Origin of the sequence: Vagococcus sp., assembly GCF_052102835.1 — a bacterium.
GTDB lineage: Bacteria > Bacillota > Bacilli > Lactobacillales > Vagococcaceae > Vagococcus.
On the sequence record NZ_JBQEIL010000006.1, the window covers coordinates 39710 to 58913 of the forward strand.

19 protein-coding genes and 2 pseudogenes are annotated in these 19204 nt (G+C 32.0%); 13 read left to right on the forward strand and 8 right to left on the reverse strand.

The genetic code is table 11. The features are described from left to right. The first annotated feature begins 543 nt into the window (after positions 1 to 543). From ACTJFD_RS07245 to ACTJFD_RS07265, 5 genes are read left to right on the forward strand one after another with little or no spacing between them, the layout of a single operon-like run. A complete protein-coding gene (locus ACTJFD_RS07245) occupies positions 544 to 699 on the forward strand; it encodes a hypothetical protein (protein WP_442260673.1) in 156 nt (51 codons plus the stop codon). Between the two features lie 22 nt (positions 700 to 721). After that, positions 722 to 1684 (forward strand): ABC transporter ATP-binding protein, encoded by a 963-nt coding sequence (locus tag ACTJFD_RS07250; RefSeq protein WP_442260674.1) that lies wholly within the window; start codon positions 722 to 724, stop codon positions 1682 to 1684. Further along, positions 1644 to 2402: an ABC transporter permease gene (locus ACTJFD_RS07255; protein WP_442260675.1), complete on the forward strand. Its 759-nt coding sequence runs from the start codon at positions 1644 to 1646 to the stop codon at positions 2400 to 2402. Before ACTJFD_RS07250 ends, ACTJFD_RS07255 begins: the two co-directional genes overlap by 41 nt. Positions 2403 to 2410: 8 nt before the next feature. After that, entirely contained in the window at positions 2411 to 3124 is a 714-nt protein-coding gene (locus ACTJFD_RS07260) for an ATP-binding cassette domain-containing protein (RefSeq protein WP_442260676.1), read from the forward strand. Continuing rightward, complete coding sequence (locus ACTJFD_RS07265; RefSeq protein ID WP_442260677.1) at positions 3096 to 3830, forward strand: accessory regulator AgrC; 735 nt, start codon at positions 3096 to 3098, stop codon at positions 3828 to 3830. Before ACTJFD_RS07260 ends, ACTJFD_RS07265 begins: the two co-directional genes overlap by 29 nt. Before the next feature lie 38 nt (positions 3831 to 3868). Here the strand turns inward: ACTJFD_RS07265 and ACTJFD_RS07270 are convergent, their stop codons facing one another. Together ACTJFD_RS07270 and ACTJFD_RS07275 are read right to left on the reverse strand one after the other, a co-directional pair. Beyond that, a complete protein-coding gene (locus ACTJFD_RS07270; protein WP_442260678.1) occupies positions 3869 to 5173 on the reverse strand; it encodes a GHKL domain-containing protein in 1305 nt (434 codons plus the stop codon). Then, on the reverse strand, positions 5173 to 5877 hold the full coding sequence (locus ACTJFD_RS07275; RefSeq protein ID WP_442260679.1) for a LytR/AlgR family response regulator transcription factor: 705 nt from the start codon (positions 5875 to 5877) through the stop codon (positions 5173 to 5175). The genes ACTJFD_RS07270 and ACTJFD_RS07275 overlap by 1 nt, the downstream gene beginning before the upstream one ends. A 128-nt stretch (positions 5878 to 6005) precedes the next feature. Between ACTJFD_RS07275 and ACTJFD_RS07280 the strand changes: the two are divergent. Beyond that, positions 6006 to 6563 (forward strand): annotated as a pseudogene (locus ACTJFD_RS07280) (IS6 family transposase). A gap of 313 nt (positions 6564 to 6876) precedes the next feature. Here ACTJFD_RS07280 and ACTJFD_RS07285 read toward each other — a convergent pair. The 3 genes and pseudogenes from ACTJFD_RS07285 to ACTJFD_RS07295 form a co-directional block, all read right to left on the reverse strand. Then, positions 6877 to 7062: a hypothetical protein gene (locus tag ACTJFD_RS07285; RefSeq protein WP_442260819.1), complete on the reverse strand. Its 186-nt coding sequence runs from the start codon at positions 7060 to 7062 to the stop codon at positions 6877 to 6879. Positions 7063 to 7194: 132 nt separating this feature from the next. Beyond that, positions 7195 to 7398 (reverse strand): annotated as a pseudogene (locus ACTJFD_RS07290) (helix-turn-helix domain-containing protein); the annotation flags it as partial. Positions 7399 to 7507: 109 nt separating this feature from the next. Then, positions 7508 to 7795 carry a putative quinol monooxygenase gene (locus tag ACTJFD_RS07295; protein WP_442260680.1) on the reverse strand — a complete coding sequence of 96 codons (288 nt, stop codon included), beginning with the start codon at positions 7793 to 7795 and terminating at the stop codon, positions 7508 to 7510. A 366-nt stretch (positions 7796 to 8161) separates the two neighbouring features. On the opposite strand from ACTJFD_RS07295, the gene ACTJFD_RS07300 reads away from it, so the two are divergent. Further along, positions 8162 to 8362 carry a cold-shock protein gene (locus ACTJFD_RS07300; RefSeq protein ID WP_442260681.1) on the forward strand — a complete coding sequence of 67 codons (201 nt, stop codon included), beginning with the start codon at positions 8162 to 8164 and terminating at the stop codon, positions 8360 to 8362. Positions 8363 to 8964: 602 nt separating this feature from the next. Here the strand turns inward: ACTJFD_RS07300 and ACTJFD_RS07305 are convergent. Then, positions 8965 to 10749: a PrpR N-terminal domain-containing protein gene (locus ACTJFD_RS07305; protein ID WP_442260682.1), complete on the reverse strand. Its 1785-nt coding sequence runs from the start codon at positions 10747 to 10749 to the stop codon at positions 8965 to 8967. A gap of 174 nt (positions 10750 to 10923) precedes the next feature. Here ACTJFD_RS07305 and ACTJFD_RS07310 point away from each other — a divergent pair, with 174 nt between their 5' ends. The 6 genes from ACTJFD_RS07310 to ACTJFD_RS07335 all read left to right on the forward strand — a co-directional run bounded on the left by ACTJFD_RS07310 (position 10924) and on the right by ACTJFD_RS07335 (position 17199). After that, complete coding sequence (locus tag ACTJFD_RS07310) at positions 10924 to 12162, forward strand: four-carbon acid sugar kinase family protein (RefSeq protein WP_442260683.1); 1239 nt, start codon at positions 10924 to 10926, stop codon at positions 12160 to 12162. A 47-nt stretch (positions 12163 to 12209) separates the two neighbouring features. After that, on the forward strand, positions 12210 to 13367 hold the full coding sequence (locus tag ACTJFD_RS07315; protein ID WP_442260684.1) for an iron-containing alcohol dehydrogenase: 1158 nt from the start codon (positions 12210 to 12212) through the stop codon (positions 13365 to 13367). Between the two features lie 34 nt (positions 13368 to 13401). Then, positions 13402 to 14427, forward strand: a complete 1026-nt coding sequence (gene pdxA, locus ACTJFD_RS07320) for a 4-hydroxythreonine-4-phosphate dehydrogenase PdxA (RefSeq protein ID WP_442260685.1) — start codon at positions 13402 to 13404, stop codon at positions 14425 to 14427. A gap of 60 nt (positions 14428 to 14487) precedes the next feature. Then, positions 14488 to 15396: a 4-hydroxy-tetrahydrodipicolinate synthase gene (gene dapA, locus ACTJFD_RS07325; RefSeq protein ID WP_442260686.1), complete on the forward strand. Its 909-nt coding sequence runs from the start codon at positions 14488 to 14490 to the stop codon at positions 15394 to 15396. Positions 15397 to 15526: 130 nt separating this feature from the next. Further along, on the forward strand, positions 15527 to 16816 hold the full coding sequence (locus ACTJFD_RS07330) for an SLC13 family permease (RefSeq protein ID WP_442260687.1): 1290 nt from the start codon (positions 15527 to 15529) through the stop codon (positions 16814 to 16816). Between the two features lie 35 nt (positions 16817 to 16851). Then, on the forward strand, positions 16852 to 17199 hold the full coding sequence (locus tag ACTJFD_RS07335) for a 2-dehydro-3-deoxyphosphogluconate aldolase (protein WP_442260688.1): 348 nt from the start codon (positions 16852 to 16854) through the stop codon (positions 17197 to 17199). A gap of 99 nt (positions 17200 to 17298) precedes the next feature. Here ACTJFD_RS07335 and ACTJFD_RS07340 read toward each other — a convergent pair whose 3' ends face one another. After that, entirely contained in the window at positions 17299 to 17496 is a 198-nt protein-coding gene (locus ACTJFD_RS07340; RefSeq protein WP_442260689.1) for a YwbE family protein, read from the reverse strand. Between the two features lie 163 nt (positions 17497 to 17659). Beyond that, the gene (locus ACTJFD_RS07345; RefSeq protein WP_442260690.1) at positions 17660 to 18343 is read right to left on the reverse strand and encodes a hypothetical protein; all 684 of its coding nucleotides are present in this window, start codon (positions 18341 to 18343) and stop codon (positions 17660 to 17662) included. Between the last annotated feature and the right edge of the window lie 861 nt (positions 18344 to 19204).

The window sequence follows — 19204 nt, forward strand, 5'->3', positions numbered from 1 at the left end:
AATATAAAATAATTGGATACCCCAACATGCTAATAATCATATAAAAGTGAAACGATTGGTCCGAATATAAAAGCTGCTAAAGATAAACTGATTATTGTTGTTGTTCTATTAGGTCTAAACCTCCTTTTATCTTGTGATTCCGTTTGTTTTACGCTCATTTGTTACACTCCTTTTTTTATAATGGGTAAACTATACCCCGATTTGGTCAATGAATTCAACGTTTTAATTTAATTTTGTTTAAAATATTATTTATTTAACCGTTAATTACATTTAGGTTGCCAGTTATTACCAGACGAGAATATAGACAATTATAAAAGGTATTATAAATATATCGAAAGAGAAATTAACTTTCTATTTCGCAGAAAAGACTTTATATAAGGTTTAGGAAAGGAGGAAAATACGATGAAAAAAATTAATGTATGTAAAGCAAACACAGTTGACGCAACAGCATGGTGGATCGTTATCTAATTTGATAACCAAATAACCATTAGGCGAGATAAAGATATCTCGCCATTTTTTAAATAAGGAGCGAAAAAATGAAGTATGAATATCCGACTGATTCGCTTCCTTGCAGACAACCCCTTTTACTTTGAAGATACTGGTCTTGGAGTGTCCGCTTTAATAAAGGTAATTAGTATTTCTTCACTGGTTACAATGTCGTTACTTTGGATAATCCCAATTATCAATCAAATTAATTAAGTCTAAATTTAGGAGGCGTGTTTTGAAAAAACAATTGGAGTTACACTCACTGAGCAAAAAATATAAAAAAGCCAATCATTTTGCTAATGAAAATATTAACCTAACATTTAGTCAAGGTGAAATATCGGCTATAACTGGTCATAATGGTGCTGGAAAAACCACAATGCTAAACCAGATCATAGGTATAATTAAACCAACTAAGGGATCTATTACGTTTGATGGCGTCTCTTTTGCTACTGACAGTAAAATAGCAAGAGAATATGTATCAATGATGCCTCAATTGCACGCTCCTTTAGCTGGTGTAACAATGGCACAGTCGGTGGAATCAATCTTAAGGATAAGAGGGTTGAGTCATAAAGAAGCGAAAAACGAATGTACTAAAATACTGAAAGAATTGAAAATAGACGAGTGGAAGGATATCCCAGGACAAAAACTGTCGGGTGGACTTAGAAGGCTTACTTCATTCGCAATGGCGGTCGCTTTCCCGTCTCCAATCATTGTACTTGATGAGCCGACTAATGACGTTGACCCGATAAGACGACAGATAATATGGAAACATTTAAAAAAACTCACAACGGACGGACATGTAATTATCGTCGTTACCCACAACATTTTAGAAGTAGAAAAATATGCCGACAGATATATTTTAATGAATCGTGGAAAAGTTCTGGAGGATAAAAAATTAAAGGAACAATCTATAGAGATAAACGAACAAAACCATATGATTGTTAATTTCGTTAATCTTAATGATTTGAAAGAAGCGATTGTTCCGAGTGCAACTCAATCAAGTCTAAATGAAGAAGAATTAGCGATAGAGATGGAGTTAACAAACAGTCAGGTCCTTGATGCAGTTAACTGGGTCATGAAATTGATAATCGAACGAAAGGTTCAAAACTATAAGGTTTCGCCGAAATCCTTAAATGAAACATATGGAGAGTTGATAGATGGAGACGATGAGAACTCACGGAAACAAATCAGTAATTAAGGAATTATTTGCATTAATTAAATGGAGTTTGTTAAGACACAAATCACTACTACCTGTTTTTACTCTAACTCAGGCTTTTTTATCCATAGCGATAGTTTACGGGTTAGCATTATTGATACCTGATGTAGATAAAGAAACAGCAGTGTATTTATCATCGGGAGCAACTACGCTTGGAATCATTGCTGTCGGGTGTGTGCTTGCAGCTCAAATAATTAGTACAGCAAAGCAAGATGGAATTGTCAGTTATCAACGCACTTTACCTGTTTCAAGGTTCAATATATTGGTTGCTGATTTTATTATTTGGGGTATGGTCTCTCTACCAGGGGTATTTATGTCATTCTTGGCAGCCTACTTCAGATTCAGGGTGAAAATAAGTTTTTCCATACAAGCAATTGTAATACTTATGTTGATTCAACTATGCATGATTTCTATCGGGTTTGCTTTGGCGTATTGGTTATCTCCAAATGTTGTTGGCTTGGCTACTCAGATAATTATGATTGGAGGACTATTGTTCTCTCCTATAACATATCCCACCGATAGATTACCTTCAGGTTTAGTAAGTTTTTTTGAATTCTTACCATTTGTTCCATCCAGTAATTTAATAAGGGCAATGTTTTACGAGCAAGGAACAGTTAATATTAACAATATTTTGGTAGTTTGTTTTTGGTTAATACTAACAAGTTCACTTTCACTTATTTCACTGTCAAGAAGGGATTGAGTAATATAGTGCAAACAATAAAAATCAAAAACTTATATAAAAATCTAAGTGATTCGTTCAATTTAAACGTTAATGAATTAGACTTAGAAGCGGGTAAAATATACGGATTAGTTGGTCCAAATGGTGCGGGTAAGACAACATTAATGAAGTGCTTGTGTGGATTACTTAGACCAGATGGAGGACTACTTGAAATAGATAGTAAACAAGTAGAAGTAGCAGATTCAAAAGTATTATCTAAAATTGGTACAAACTTTGTTAACTCGGATAGTCTTAAGGAGTTCAGTTTAGAGGATATATATAATGATCATGTTTTTTATTATGGCCTGAAAAACTTAATTACAATCGAAAAAATTTTGGATGATGTTGGATTAAGTGTTAATAAAAATATGAAATTTAATACAATGTCTTTAGGGATGAAGCAGAGATTTTTATTAGGACTTTCAACGGCCCACAATCCTTCTTTAGTCCTTTTAGATGAACCTTTCAATGGATTAGACCCAGATGGAGTAGATTTATTCATAGAAAATGTAAAATCGTTGTCCAAAGGAAGAGTATTAATCGTAAGTAGTCATGTTTTAAGAGATATGGAAACTTTTCTCGATGATGTGATTTTCATCGAAAAAGGGAACGTCTTGGAGTCTAAATCGATGTTTGAAATTAGAAATGAGTACAAAGAGGGGTTGAAAGATTATTATGATGAACAAAAACGAAAAACTAATTAATGGTGTACAATTAAATATTTTTCAATATGAAATGTCCAAGATAAAAAGTGCCTGGTCTAAAGTTTTTTTGATCACAATAGTAATTCAATTGATATCATTTATGTTCTTTTCAGTTGTGGGGAAATTTGATGATAGTTCTGATACGATTTCTTCTTTTCAGGGAATAATTGCACTGTCTAATACAGTTTCGATGTGTGGAATATCAATTTACGGAGCAGTTCTTTTGAGAAAAGAGTTGGTTAGATTTTACATTGGTGACCAAAGAAACAGAGCATTTTTATTTCCAGTAGATAGAAAAGAATTACTTATGAAAAAAACGAGTTCGTTCTTTGCTATTGTTCTAACAAGTTTTGGTAGTGCACTCTTTATTGCATTCATTGTAGAAGTAATACTGAACTTATTTTTGAAGTTTGACAGTTCAAATATAATTTTTGAGATGTATCTGGGATTCGTAGCTATTGCAACAAGTTGTAGCTTACTATTTTTAATTTTGATCTTGTCAGAAATGATATCAATTTGGAAGCAATCAGAAATTGCGACTGTAATTACAGCGGTAGTTCTTATGCTAATGTTTTCCAATTTTTCTGCAATGGGTTTAATGAATTTTCCAATGGTAACATTTATATCATCAGTAATGATGGGATTAGTATTTGCTTGGCTATTTATGGAATTTTCTAAATCTCTTAACAAAATGGAAGTATACTAAACAAGCGGAAGGATCTATATAAATAGACCGCCCCTTTTTTATTTTTTTTGGTATACATTAAAAACGACAACAGTCACAAAATACTTACCTTCTTCAGTCCAATGACGATATATACCACCAATTTGCTGTAAAAGACCATCTATGTTCTTCATTCCTAAGCCTTCTTCTTTCCTATGAGTCCTTGTTGAAACCTCTTCAGGATTAAAGTTGTTTGATACTTCAACTAAGAGGTCATTGTTAAACTGTTTGATAACAATGTTAACTTTCCTATTTTCAGGTTCAATCCTCATAGACGCTTGCATTGCGTTATCAATGACATTCCCAATTACGATCGCCAAAACATCGTTGTTAATTTTTATATTTTTTGAGATGAAAATTTGGTTATCAACGCTTATTTGATTTTTTTCTGCTTCAGCAAGTTTTTCGTTTAATAAATAATTCAAAACACCATCAGATGCGTAAGTTTTAGTAGGTGGTTCTAAGATATCAAAACTACCCTTAATATAATCTATAGCTTCATTTAGTTCTTCATTTTCAATCAAACCAAGTATGGTTAAGTACTGATTTTTTAAGTCATGTTTTAACTTTAGAACGTTACTTCTATTTTTTTTCATTTCATTTAAAATTCTGTGTTCAGTTTCAATGTTTTTCTTGTTGAGTGATATGTCATATTGTTGTTTTTGGTGTTCAATGGTTATTTTATAAAGAAAAATCACACAAACATTAAGTATGATAACACTGCTGGTGATTGCAGCTTCAGAAACTTGGTTACTTCCTGAATGGTCGTGTCTCATCAATAAGCTAAATAAAATGATGATTGACAAGACAGGAATTGAAATTAGAAACAATGTAGAAGTTAAGCTTGTTGAAAGTTTAGAATCGTTTCCTTTAACTATTGAAAATTTGATAATTACTATACCGACCAATTCAATTAAAGTGGTAAAGGATATTGAAACAATGGCAAAAGTAGGGTTGTCATATGAAGCAGAGCCCGTACTGATAATCATTTTTGTGAGGTATAAAGACAAAACCTCACAAATCAGGTTCATCGAAATAAGTGTTATCGTCCAAACAACTGAGTCTAAGTAGGGAACAGAGTGCAGCATTGCTACAGAGTATATCAGTATGACGCTTAACAATAAATTTATATAGGGTAAATTTGAATGAGTAAAATAGATGCTGGATAAGGTACTGGCAATGACTACCAAGAATATTAAAGCAGTCCAGGTTATTTTATAAAATTTGCTATGTTTTTTTACTGTTTTTGACCAATTGGAGAAAAAGTAAGAAACAATAAATAGGTAAGCCAACAAGCTAATATTACGTAATATTATACTAAACATTATATTTTTCCCCTCATAGACATTACAATATTTTCATGTGATGAAGATTTTAATCTTCTGCTTATAGGTATTTCAACAAATTCTCCTTTAAAATCTAACAAAAGAAAGTTGTTCCCTAATTCCTTAATAAAAGAGCAATTTATTATGAATGAAGAGTGAATTTGAACGAAATCAACATCTAATTGCTCATTTACTTGATTTGTTGACATGTATGTCTTATACGTTTTATCTATTGTGTGAATGATAACTTGTCTCTTGTCTTTCTCAAAATAGATAATATCTTTTGTAGGTACTTTATGAGTTGTTTTGTTTATTGAAAATACGAAATAATTTTCAGACTTACCTATATATTGAACGAGTTTACCTAAAACTTGATTCATTCTCTCTTGAGTAGGAGGCTTGAGTAGGTAATCAAAGGTTTGTACTTGGAAAACCTCTTCCATATATTCCTTGTAGCTTGTTAAAAATAAAATAGGGGATAAGATGCCTTTTTCTCTAATCTTTTTTGCAAGATCAACACCGCTCATTTCATCCATTTCTATATCTAAAATAAAGAAATCAAAGTTTTCGATTTCAAGTTGATTAATTAGTTTTAGTGGGTTGTAGTACGTATAGGTTTCAAACATGCTGTGGTCGTAAATTGATAGCATGGTATTTATTTTTTCAGTTAGTGATGGGTTGTCATCACAGATAGCAACTTTCAACAATCAACCCCCCCATTTTTTAAACTTAATAATCTTATTATGTATTAAATTGGGTTCTGTTGCAAATTTTTTTCAATTATCTTGATGTGAGGTAAAATTAAAAGAAAAAGATGATTAGGAGCTGCCAAATGACTCACTTTAAAGGTAAACAATTTAAAAAAGATATTATAACGGTAGCCGTTGGCTATTATTTGAGATATAACCTGAGTTATCGGAAAGTTTCAAAAATCATGAATGACCGTGGAATTGATGTTCGTCACACAACTATTTATATCGTGCCATTGATTCTACAGGCTTAAATTTAGATATATGGCTACGAAAAAATCGAGAAAGTCAATCTGCCTACTCTTTCTTTAAACGGTTAATTAAACAATTTGGAGAATCTAGAGTAATTGTTACAGATAAAGCGTCTTCGTTAAAGTTGTGCTCTCAATCGACTTAAATCTGAACATCTATTTACTAAAACAGAATATCGGATGAGTAAGTATTTGAATAATATCATTGAGCAGGATCATCGCCCAGTAAAGAAGATGAACAAGCTATATCAGTCCATAATGACTGCCTCAACTACGATTAAAGAAATTAAAACGATACATACTTTATATAACACTAGTCGAAGATACGGAAATCTCTTTGGCTTTTCAGTGACTTATGAGATTAACCAATTATTAGGAATTTCAGCATAAAATTAAAATAATTAAGTAAAAGGTTTTTTCATTTTAAACTTTGCAAGAGAACCTAAAAAAGCTTATGCTATTTTAATCTTTGTAACAGATCTTCTGAATTGGAATTTGAAAAGATACCAAGGGCGCTACTAGACAGTTTCTTTTCAGTACTGTCTATAATAGAAATTAAAAGGGATTGATTTAATTTGTCTGAAATGTTAATTTCTATAGGTTCATTTATTGAATATCCAACTGTTCGCAAAAAACTTATCTCCGATAAAGTAGAAGTAATTCTCGAAAATACCTTGTTAATTCGAGATAAATATAACCAAACTCATCTAAATAAAGGAACCTTGGGAGTCATTTCCGTATCAATGATAAATCCTGGTTTTAAATGTAGTTCACTATTTGCTACTCTTTTTTTATAGCCATTTATAAAATATGTTGCTAACGAGCTAATGCCTGTTTCTTGATTTTTTACATGCTCCATCCAGGTTAATTGTTGCTGAATAACTTCCATATTAAATTCTTCTAGTGGATTATTTTGAAAGTAAAGGATAATTTCTATGGTATCGTCTATGTTTATTTCTGTTTCTAGTAATTTTTGACTTAGTTGTTTTAGAGTAGAATTTTCTTGAATGATTTTTTTAAACTCTTTAAATTTATTTTCATCATCATCAATATTTATTGTGGTTCTGTTGAGCTCATTATTTATCGTTTGATGGTGTCAGCCTGATCGTTTGCCAATTTCTCTATTAGAGTCCCCCATATTATGCCAAACTTCAATAAGCTGCCTTTCCTTAAAGGAAAGATGTTTATAACTAGATTTTTTTGTGTTATTCTTAGTTTGTACCATGATAAAAATTCCTTTCGTTGTTGGGTAGTTACTTCAATGATACACGAATTTTTTACCATGGTATTTTTTTATTATTTTAGGGTGGCTAACTTGATTCTACAAATAAGTCTTAAAAAATAATTTCCATTCTAGTATATTTCGCTTTTTTTCTAATATGTTGATCAATTAGAGGAACCAATCGTTTAAAGTGTTCTGTTTGGGTATGGTTTTGTATAGCATTTTCATCTATCCAATGTTCAACAAATATAAAATGTCCTTTTTCATTCAAATCTTGGGTTAATTGATAAGAGATACACCCTATTTCTTTCCGTGTTTCTCTTACAAGTTCTTCGTAGAAAGGGAGGACGTTAGTTACCTGATCCGTTTTTATAAAATCTTCAGCGATGAGTAATATCATATTTTCCCTCCGAAAATTTATTGTTAGTAAGATTTATTTTATAATTGTATCATACTTAAGTGTTGGCGATTATAAATTTAGTGAAATAAGTATTGGAAATAGATGAATTCGAATAGTGAATCTGTTTTATTTTTTATCAATTTTATAATCCCTGGTATATGATAAAACCTAAGATGGAGCTCTTCTTAAAGCTTTTTTGATTGTATTCAAAATAAAAAATAAAAAATACTTTCTAATTATGCTTGCAATTTTAATGTTTACATGTTATATTATGAGAGTAGTATTTTGAGCGTTATAGGGTCATCTTGTAAATCCTATTTAGCAACACAATTATTGCAACAAATTATAGAATAGGAGGAAACAAACATGGCACAAGGAACAGTTAAATGGTTTAACGCTGATAAAGGTTTTGGTTTTATCACTCAAGAAGGTGGAGAAGATGTATTTGCACATTTCTCAGCTATTCAAGGTGACGGATTCAAAACTTTAGAAGAAGGTCAAGCAGTGACTTTCGATGTTGAAGATGGTCAACGTGGCCCTCAAGCAACAAACATTGAAAAAGCGTAATTAAATTCAAACTAAAGTAAAAGGAACTAAAGAGTTTATCTCTTTAGTTCCTTTTTTTATATGTTTTGAAAACCGATTTTTTGTGGCTCTTTGTCAAATAGAACTGATAGGAACTTTTTAGTTGAAGGATGAATTTGAGAATTTTCTCAGATTCATCCTTTTTTGCGTTATATCATCGCAATCAGCTGATTGATTAAAAAAATTTGAATTCTCATGTTTCTGAATGATTTAAAAGCATAAGACACACGTTAAAGCATTTTAATCGAAGAAACCTAATATAATCGCAGTAATGAAAGTACTAGAAAAAGCAATCCAATATTTTTCAAAGTATGGCTCCGTAAAGGGAATTGTTTAGATAAATCACCCAAGGAGAAATCTATCATAGTTTTGATGAACTTAAAGTAGCGATTGTTCAGTATATATTTATTGCTACAATAACAAACGAATGAAAAGAAGTTGAACAGGCAAAGTCCTGTCGAATTTTAAATGGTAGCTCAATCTGCTGTATAACAATCAGATTAAAGGTATAAAAAAGGATTGGATTTATCCACTCCTCAAAAGTCTAACTTTTAGGGGTCACTACAAAATTTGTCATCGTTTTTTTAATTATTTTTGAGGTAACGCCATAAGGTTGTTCGGCTAATCCCGAGTTGACGAGCGGTCTTAGTTTGATTTCCTTCATTTTGTTCCAAGATACTCAGAATAATATGTTTACTATAATCAAATAAAGTAGGTTGTTCTACAGTATCTGGTAGAGAAAAAGAAGACAGATAATAATTAGAAAAATTATGTACCAGTTGTTCTTTTTTTATTAATTGAGTTACTTGATGCTCTGATATGTAATGTGTTTTAGCATTAATGACTAATTCTTTTAATCCCGCTTGGATTTGTTTGAAATTTCCAGGCCAGTCATAATCGAGGAATGCTTCAAGTGCTTTTGGATCAAAACCAATAATTTCACAATTACATTCAATGTTAATTTTATTTAAAAGTAGAGTTGTCATCGCGTTGAGTTCGTTTTTACGCTCTTTTAATGACGGAATGTAAAGTCTTCCACAATTCAAATTCATGTGTAGTGTATTATAAACAGTATTGTCTTTTTCATTGTTTGAATTATAGGTAAAAAGTAAATGATTTCTTTGTAGCAATTTTGTATTTTTTATTATTGATATTAATGTATCGGTATCTTTAGCTGAAAGTTGTTCCATATTTTTGAATAAAATTGTATTGTTTTCATCTAATAAAGGACTATTGTTTGAGTTTAAAAGAAATTTCCACAACTTATCATTAACTAATTTAACGTCAATGGTAATTAAATGATTACGATGACTTTTTTGGTTAAGAAAAGATTGATAAGCAATGTTAGATTTTTCAGTTCCGACTTCACCGATAATGATTAATGCATTATAGAAACTAGCTGCTTTTTTCAACTCAATCTTTGTTTTATCTTGTATAAATTTTGAAAAAAGTAGTTGAGTTCTTAGTAGGTCGACAACTTCTGTTCTTTTTTGATAAGTAATTCCAAAGCGATTATTAATGATAGGGGGTGTCATACTTTTTACTTTACAACTAAAATATAGAGTTTCATCTATGATCAAATGATTAATTAATAAATGGTATATTTTTTCTGATTTATTGTAATAATATTGTTCATTATTGTCCAGATGAGGTCGAGTAGTTAAAAAGTGTAAAAGCGATATTTCTAAAGATTCTGAGAGTGTTGAAAAATAGGGATTAAATTTGGTATCAAAAATAATAGTATCTTGTTCTTGAAGTTGTAAAGAAGCCTCTAACATTAATTTTTGATGTTTTTCCTTTTTTAAGAAACGAATAATTGTCAAGGCTTCATTATAAGCTTTTTTGACGCTTTCATATCCTGATGTGATTAAAATAGTGTTTAATGATTTTGATAAAGCTAACCGATTCGTAATGACATCACATAAAATCATCTCAAAATTTTCTTGATTTAGGTTATCTAGAATATGGCTTGCATCACTTTTTTTATTTAAAGTGATAATTTTAATATTATACCCTAAGATATCACAAAGTAAGTGAGCGGGTTCGGTAATACTCGAGTAACCAACGATAGCATAATTATTAGTATAGTTATCGGCTAGCCGGATGGCTCCTAAGATATCATAAATTGAGATTGAAACATCAATAACTGGAATAGAAACTGATTGACGGATCAGATCTGCTGTTCCTCCCCTAGAAATAATAGCATCATAGTCATCGTGGTAATGTTTTAAAGCCATTTGTCGTCCTTCATCTAAATCAGCTGTATAAATATCAGTTTGAATGTCACTGATTTCTTGTCCAACAACTTCCATCGAGTTTTTTAATTCTTCATAAGGCGCAATTCCCAAAATCTTCTTTTTTTTTGTCATGTTTATTCCTCCTAACGAATCGTTTCAAAAATGAACATTAAATTGAATTTATTAACATATACAGTGACGATAAAGCTGATACGTTTCAAAAGTAAACGTATATTAGTTATTATACTATACATTTCCAGAAGAAAGCGGTTTAAAATGAACATATAACAGATAGGTGGTGAATATATGGTAAAGCTACTAATTATTGCTGATGATTTTACGGGTGCTCTTGACACAGGTGTTCAATTTTCAAAATTAGGTATCCAGACAATGGTAACGACAAATATAGATGAAAACTTACTAATGACCGATGAAAAATTAGAAGTTTTAGTTATTGATACAGAAACACGCTATCTAACCTTCGAAAAAGCATATCAGAAAATCAAAAAAATTATCTTGTCAGCGAATAAGGCAAAGATTGCGTACATCTATAAGAAAGTTGATTCTGCTTTAAGAGGAAATATAAGCGCTGAAATTAAAGCGATTTTAGATAATAGTCAAAAAGACACTCTTCCTTTTCTGCCGGCCTATCCAGAAATGAATCGAGTACTGATAGATGGAAAATTATATATTGATGGTCAGTTAGTATCAGAGAGTGTTTTTGCTGATGATCCTTATGAACCTGTTACAGAGAGTGACGTTATTTCTCGATTGAAAAATGAAGCAGAAATAGATGGAACTTTAATCCGAGGTAATGTCATACCTAACAACCCAAAAGGATTGCTACTCTTTGATTCAAAAACTGAGTTAGATTTAGAAAACCAGCTGCTAGCCTTAGACAAAGCAAATCTTTTAGATATCTCAATCGGTTGTGCAGGTTTTGCTAAAGTGCTAAGTAAACATCTCTTTAATAAAAATGCATCTATCGAATCTACTATAAAAAAACCCATTGTTGTTGTGAGTGGCAGTATTAATATGATTACTCAAAAGCAAATCGAATATGCTGAAGAAAAAAAATACCCAAGATTATCTTTATCGACCCAACAACTATTAACTCCTGGGTACTGGGATAGTCAGGTAGGAAAAAAGGATATTAAAATATTTTTGACTTTAATTGATAAATACCCTCTAGTTATTTTTGAAACATTAAGCGAAAAAACAACTAGAGAGTTACGGAAGCTAGAAAAAATATCTGGTTCTTCAATTCAAGAGGTTAGGTTTAAAATAGGGAATTCTTTAGGGCAGTTAACCAAAGCTCTATGGAAAGATCATTCTCAAGGAACTTTTTTATTTACTGGTGGAGATACTCTGTTTCAATCGATGGAAGTGTTAGGTATTACTAAAATTAAACCTATTACAGAAATTAGTAAAGGAGTTGTTCTTTCAAGAATTGATTGGCAAGAAAAAGAAATCGAAGTGATAACGAAATCCGGTGGCTTTGGTCATCAAGAACTATTTGAAGACATGATTAAAAATAAAACATGATAATCATATTTGACGGGTCGGTATTTTTAAAATAAGGAGGAAGAAAAATGATGAAAGACTATGAACTAAAAATGCCTAAAAGTGTGAGTGCGGGAGCTAATGCTTTAGAAAAACTTGAAGGTCTCCTTTCCAAAGGAGTTAACAAAATTGTAGTGTTTACTGACAAAGGGATTTTAGCTGCTGGGTTAGCAGATAAGCCGATAAGAATCATTGAATCGTTAAATATTGATTATACAATTTTATCAGACATCCCTGCTGAACCTAATTATCACGAAGCACAAAGTGTAATTGAGTTATTTAAGAAAGAACAGGCTGACTTTATTATAGCAATCGGTGGTGGAAGCGTGATGGATGTTTCTAAATTAGCCTCAATCTTGGCAACAGATGATTACACGGTTAAAGATTTACTAGACAATCCATTGTTAGCGAAAAAAGAAGTTACGAGCTTAATGATTCCGACAACAGCAGGAACGGGTGCTGAAACAACACCAAATAGTATTGTAGGAGTGCCTGAAAAAGAATTAAAAATCGGGATTGTTAATCCAGAGATGATAGCAGATTACGTCCTTTTAGATGGCCGTATGATAAAAAACTTACCTAAACCGATTGCTGCAGCCACTGGTGTAGATGCATTGTGTCATGCGATTGAATGTTTCACATCAAATAAAGCAAATCCGATTAGTGATACCTTCGCTTTGGAAGCATTGGATTTAATTATGAATAATATTATTGAGTCATGTACTAATTCAGATGCTTTAGAAGCTAAAAACAAGATGTTATTAGGTTCATTTTACGCAGGGGTTGCTATTACTTCATCAGGAACAACTGGAATTCATGCCTTGTCTTACCCTTTAGGTGGTGCTTATCATATTGCTCATGGTGTCTCTAATGCTATGTTATTAGCCCCAGTCATGCGATTTAACGAATCAGCAATTAAAGATTTATTAGCTAAAGCTTACGATCGAGTGGTCAGAGAAGGTGATCAAAACCTTTCAGTAAACGTTAAATCAGCGTATATGATTGCTGAATTTGAAAGGATAGTAGATGTATTAGAGATTCCAACTAGTTTAAAGGTATTTGATGTTCCTAAAGAGGATATCGATAAATTAGTTTCTGCCGGAATGGAAGTTACTCGTCTATTAGTCAATAATAAGCGTGAAATAAAACCTGAAGATGCACGAAATATTTATTTAGAAATTTTATAAATAATGGATTTAAATAGAAAGGAGTTAAGATTTGATGAAAAAAATAATAGGAATAACATTGGGAGATCCTGCGGGGATTGGACCAGAGATTGCTTTGAAAACTCTGAGCAAGGAAGCACTCTATAATCGTTGTCAACCAGTACTCATTGGAGATAAGAGTGTTGTCTCATATTATCTAGAAAAACACCCAGAACTAAATTTGAAAATTAATGTTATTAAAGAACCTAAAGAGGGAGTGTACACTCGAGGAACGATTGACCTTATTGATTTAGATATTGTAGCTATCGATGAGATGCCGATCGGAGAAGTTTCTGAAATTGGAGGAAATGCTGCTTTTCAATACGTAAAAAAAGTAATCGAATTAGCAATGGCGAAAGAGATAGATGCTACGGTGACAAATCCTTTAAATAAAGAAGCGATGAATAAAGCCGGTCATCATTATGCAGGACACACAGAAATTTATGCTGATTTAACTGGAACGGATAAATATACGATGATGTTAGCAGATGGTAACTTACGAGTGGTTCATGTATCAACCCATGTTTCTCTTCGAGAAGCCTGTGATTTAGCAACTAAACAACGGGTATTAGATGTTATTAGAATAGCAAATAAAGCCTGTAAAGACTTAGGCATAAGTCATCCTCGAATTGCAGTTGCAGGATTAAATCCACATTGTGGTGAAAATGGTTTGTTTGGAACTGAAGAAATTCAAGAAATAAATCCTGCAGTAGAAGCAGCTAAAGAAGAAGGAATTGATGTATATGGTTCATTACCTGCAGATACTCTTTTTTCAAAAGCGAATGGTGGAATGTATGATATCGTGGTCGCGATGTACCATGACCAAGGACATATTCCATTAAAGGTATTAGGTTTTGTTTATGATGAACAAAGTCGTCAATGGAAAGAAGTCAAAGGAGTTAATATCACTCTTGGTTTACCAATTATTCGTACATCGGTTGATCATGGAACAGCCTTTGATCAAGCTGGAAAATGGACAGCAAGTGAAGTAAGTTTAGAAAATGCGATAGATTATGCAATTAAATTAGCAAACAACGCATAAAACATCACTATTTTATAAAGTAATTTTAAAAATAAAAATTAATTAAAGGGAGAGAGTTTAATGAAACAGACTGAATTAAAAGGAATTATTTGTCCAATCTTAACACCAATGAATGCTGATGAAAGTATTAATGTAGAAGAACTTCGTATTCAAGTTGATCGGATGATTGACAATGGTATTCACGGTATATTTCCTTTTGGAACGAATGGCGAAGGCTATATTTTATCTGCAAAAGAAAAACAATTAGTTTTAGAGACGGTTGTTGATCAATGTAATGGAAGAGTGCCAATATATGCCGGAACAGGCGCTATTTCTACTAAAGAAACGATTGAACAAAGTAAAATGGCACAAGAATTAGGGGTGGATGTTCTTTCGATAATTACGCCAAGCTTTGCAGCAGCTAGTCAGGAAGAATTGTATGTTCACTATAAGACTGTCGCTGAAGCAGTAGAAACACCAATTGTTTTATATAATATACCAGCACGGACAGGAAATGCTCTTTCTCCTGGAACAATTGGACGTTTAGCAGAGATTGAAAATATTATTGGTGCTAAAGATTCTAGTGGTAATTTTAGTAATATCTTAGGTTATATTGGGGCAGGTCAGAAGAAAACAGATGGTAATTTTTATACATTATCTGGTAACGATCAGTTAATTATTTGGACGCTTCTAGCAGGAGGAACTGGCGGTATTGCTGGCTGTGCTAATGTTTATCCTCACACGATGGCTTCTATTTATGATTTATTTATGGAAGGTAAGGTTGAAGAAGCTAAAAAAGTGAATGAAAGTATCCAAAGTTTTAGAGATTGTTTCAAATATGGTAATCCTAATACTATTGTAAAAACGGCTACTCGTTTGCTTGGCTATAACGTAGGTTCTTGTCGTGCTCCATTTAACCAAGTACCTGAGGAAGGAATCGAAGCAATTAAGCGAGTTTTAGCAGAAAATAAAGAAAAAGGGATGCATTGATTTTTTATAATCAATCATAGAGCCCAATAGATACGTTGTTTTTTGGGATTGGATAGAATAAATGAAATTTCTAAAAATTTATTCTATCCAATTGATAATAAGGAAATAGATAAAATTTTAGGAGGATATTATGACTATTCAGATGATTATTGCGTTAGGAATTACAGTGCTAATGATTGCTCTAATCATGATTGAGAAACTCCCCTTTGGTGCACCGCCATTATTAGCTTGTTTGTTACTAGTTATATTTGGAATTACCGATATTAAAGGCGCCTTTTCAGGGTTCTCAAATTCAACGATTATTATGTTAGCTGAGTTTATGGCAATTATTGCTGCTTTGCAAAAAACTAATTTTATTGTTATGTTTAAAAAAGCCATGTTTTCAATGGCCAATAAAGGTGGTTTTAAATCCTATTTGTTAATTATTTTAGTCGTTATGTTAGGGTGTAGTTTGTTTGGTACTGGGTCAACGGCTTACTATGTATTAACAATTGGTTTGCTTTCTACTTTACCATATAGTAAAAAATTACCACCATCAAAGGTTATTATGACAGCTGGTTTTGCTGCAAACCATCCGCTAATTCCATTTAATACAGCATTACAATATGGTATTGTTATTGCTGTTCTAGGAGCTGCGGGTCAAACGATTAATGTTTCTGTTTTTAAATTTGCGATGGTGAATGTTTTTGTTTCTCTTGGTTTTTTACTAAATTGTATTATTCAATATAAGTTTTTGCCAGATCATCCGATAAAAGATAGCCGACTTGAAGAAGAAAAAGAAGAAGATGAAAAAAATGAAAGCGTTTCTTTACTGCCTAAGTGGAAAGAAAATGTTACTTATGCAGCCTTTGTTTTTGCAGTGGTGGGTATGCTTCTTCAAAGCAAGATAGGTGATGCTGGTTATGCAATGGCGGGTTTATCAGTAGCAGTTATTTTAATTACTGGCGTTTTAGATTTTAGAGAGATTAGAGATGCAATCAGTGCTCCAATTATTTTGATGTCTGCTGGGGTTATTGGTGTTGCAGATGCACTTGGAAGTACAGGTTTAACTAATTTAGTAGGTGAGTCAGTAGCCGGAATTCTAGGGACAAATATCAATCCATTTGTTATGATTTTTGCATTTTGTATCTTAACTAGTTTACTTGCTACGTTAACGGGGTCAACGATTGGAACCGTTTATGTTTTTACACCTTTAGCAATTGCTGTTTGTTCAAACTTAGGTTTAGATCCAACTGCAGCAGCTTGTGCCATTGTTTTATCTGGTTGGTGTGGTCATTTCTTACCAATCGATGGCATGCCTGCAATGATCTTAGGTTACGGGAAATATACAGCTAAAGAATTTTGGCAATTTACGATACCACAGTATTTTATTCGTTTAATCGCATTAACAGTAGGATCACTGATCATGTTCCCAATGTAAAAATAGAACAAAAAATAGAAGAGGTGTTATTAAAAATGGAAAATAAATTTGAATTAGAACATATTGGTATTAATACAGAAAATGAACAAGAAGCATTAGAGTTAGCAAAATTATTAAGTGATATCTTTAATTTAGCTCCCCGTCATGGTCAAAAGTCTGAATTTGCCGGGAATTACTTTGAATGTATGAAAAGTCCTTATTTAGGTAAAAATGGTCATATAGCTATGAGAACACCTAATTTGGATAGTGCTATGGAAGAGTTGAAAGGAAAAGGTATTTCCTTTAACATGGATACAGTAGCGTATGACGAAGGGGGTAAAATGAAGAACATTTATTTAGATGGAGAATTTGGTGGATTTGCTATTCATATTCTAAATAAATAGGTTGAAACAGTGATAAGAAAAAGCCTCCGATTTTAAATTTAAAATCGGAGGCTTTTTGGATTTTTCATTTGTCCAGCTAGTATTTTTAACTTTTTTAAATTAGATGATAATATGTTGGACTCTACCAACTTGATCGCCTTCGACTAACATAACTTTTATACCATGTGGATGTGTTGAACTATTGGTTAATATCTTTTTCACATGTCCTTGTGTTAATTTTCCAGTGCGTTGATCTTTTTTTAAAACGATATCTACTTTTTGACCGATAGTAATGTCTTTTCTGTTTTTCCCATTCATTGTAAAACCTCTTTTCTTTCATTATTTTATCACACATCGAAGAAGAAGAAGAGGAAAGACTTAATAGAATTATTAAGATAGGGAAGATGGAAGTATAAAATTTTAAATGGAATAATCTTTACCTATGTTTCAATGCAAAAAACTTCCTGAAATAGGAGGTCGATCATTCCGCTGGTATGAGGAATTTAGTATATTTTGTTTGAATATCTTTTTTATTCTTTTGAGTTCTCTTGTTAAATACATCGTGATCTAGCGGGACTGTTACATACTTGCCTTTATTGGGTCCGGTGGAAAATTTCGGAAAAATGTCCTCTGGACCAAATGTCCATGAATCAGATGGTATGCTACTCATTATGCCTTTGAATCCATAAGGATTTGATGTAGATTGGATGATCTTGTTATCCTTTGAAAGAAAAACATTTGGGATATTGTATTTTCTTCTAGTAACAACTAAGTTATTGTTAACAAAGGCTTTGAATTCGGAATTTCTCTTATTATTATATTTTTTTTTATGAGTTTTACCTTTATTCAGTCGATTAAATCCGCCACCCAGTGACATAGGTCCAAACAAAGCCATCAACAAAAGTTCATATTGATTTTCATATTTTGGAAGATCTTTTTCATTCTCGAGTTCAATTTCGATGGCAAATATACTATTGTATTTGCCATCCAATATTTCATTTCTTACAGTATCCTCCATTGGAAATCTACTCACAAATTGGGCTTTAGAAGTACCTTTAGCATGTTTTGTTAATCTTTCTTCTAAGCTCTTATCTGTAATTCCAACATAGTATTTGTTCTTGATGCAAGGTAATCGGTATAGGTAGCCTTTTGTTTTATCGCTCATGATCTAAATTCCTTTCCTAAGTTAAGCTATATATTTGGTGAAAATCACTTCGCAGCATACCACTGCTTTAATAAAAATATTGGTTGTTTCATCGTCCTTTTGATGGTTTCCTTTTTTGCGCATCGCTCATATATATGTACGTCTAATTGAGTGGATTTTAGCTTGGATTCCAAAGGCGTCAAGCCACATCTTGGACAATTCATATTATCTCCAGGGGTATTTAAGAACTCTTGATTGTACTTAATTATTAGATCTTTACTTGTCAAAAACTCACGTCTTTATTTTACTATTACTTTATTATAGCATTAAAAAATAGAATTTGGGCCAACCAAATTTAACGTTAGATTCAAAACAGGAGCTTAATGTGAGATAAACAAAGTAATTATTAAGAACAAACAAATTACGAAGAGTAGTTATTTGTTTGTTGAAGAACATCGTGTTTTTCATAAAAAACACGGAGTTAGCGAGAGAATAAAAAGAGATTCAATTCAAGTGGATTGGGTAACTGGATGAACGGGAAGATTGTTGGTTCTTGCGTTTAATCTCTAGAATAATTATCGTCACGGCAGGTGCTCGTAGCAATAATTTCATTTATTGGAGTTTTGTATGCTGCTAATAAAGGGTCGCAGGAAAAAACATTTAAAAAAGGTGAAGAGTTTGCAAAAAGAACTACTAATAAAGATTTTAATTTTTTTATTTCTGATACTCAATTTTCGTACTACGCAGCGGTTATTGTTGAAGAAAGGAATTGGTTTGGATAAAGCTTTTAAATTTGCTGCTAACGGAGGTTTTTATGATAAAATTTTAGTTAATAAACATCACCATTATGTAAGTAATGTTTATGGATATTAGATTTAACGG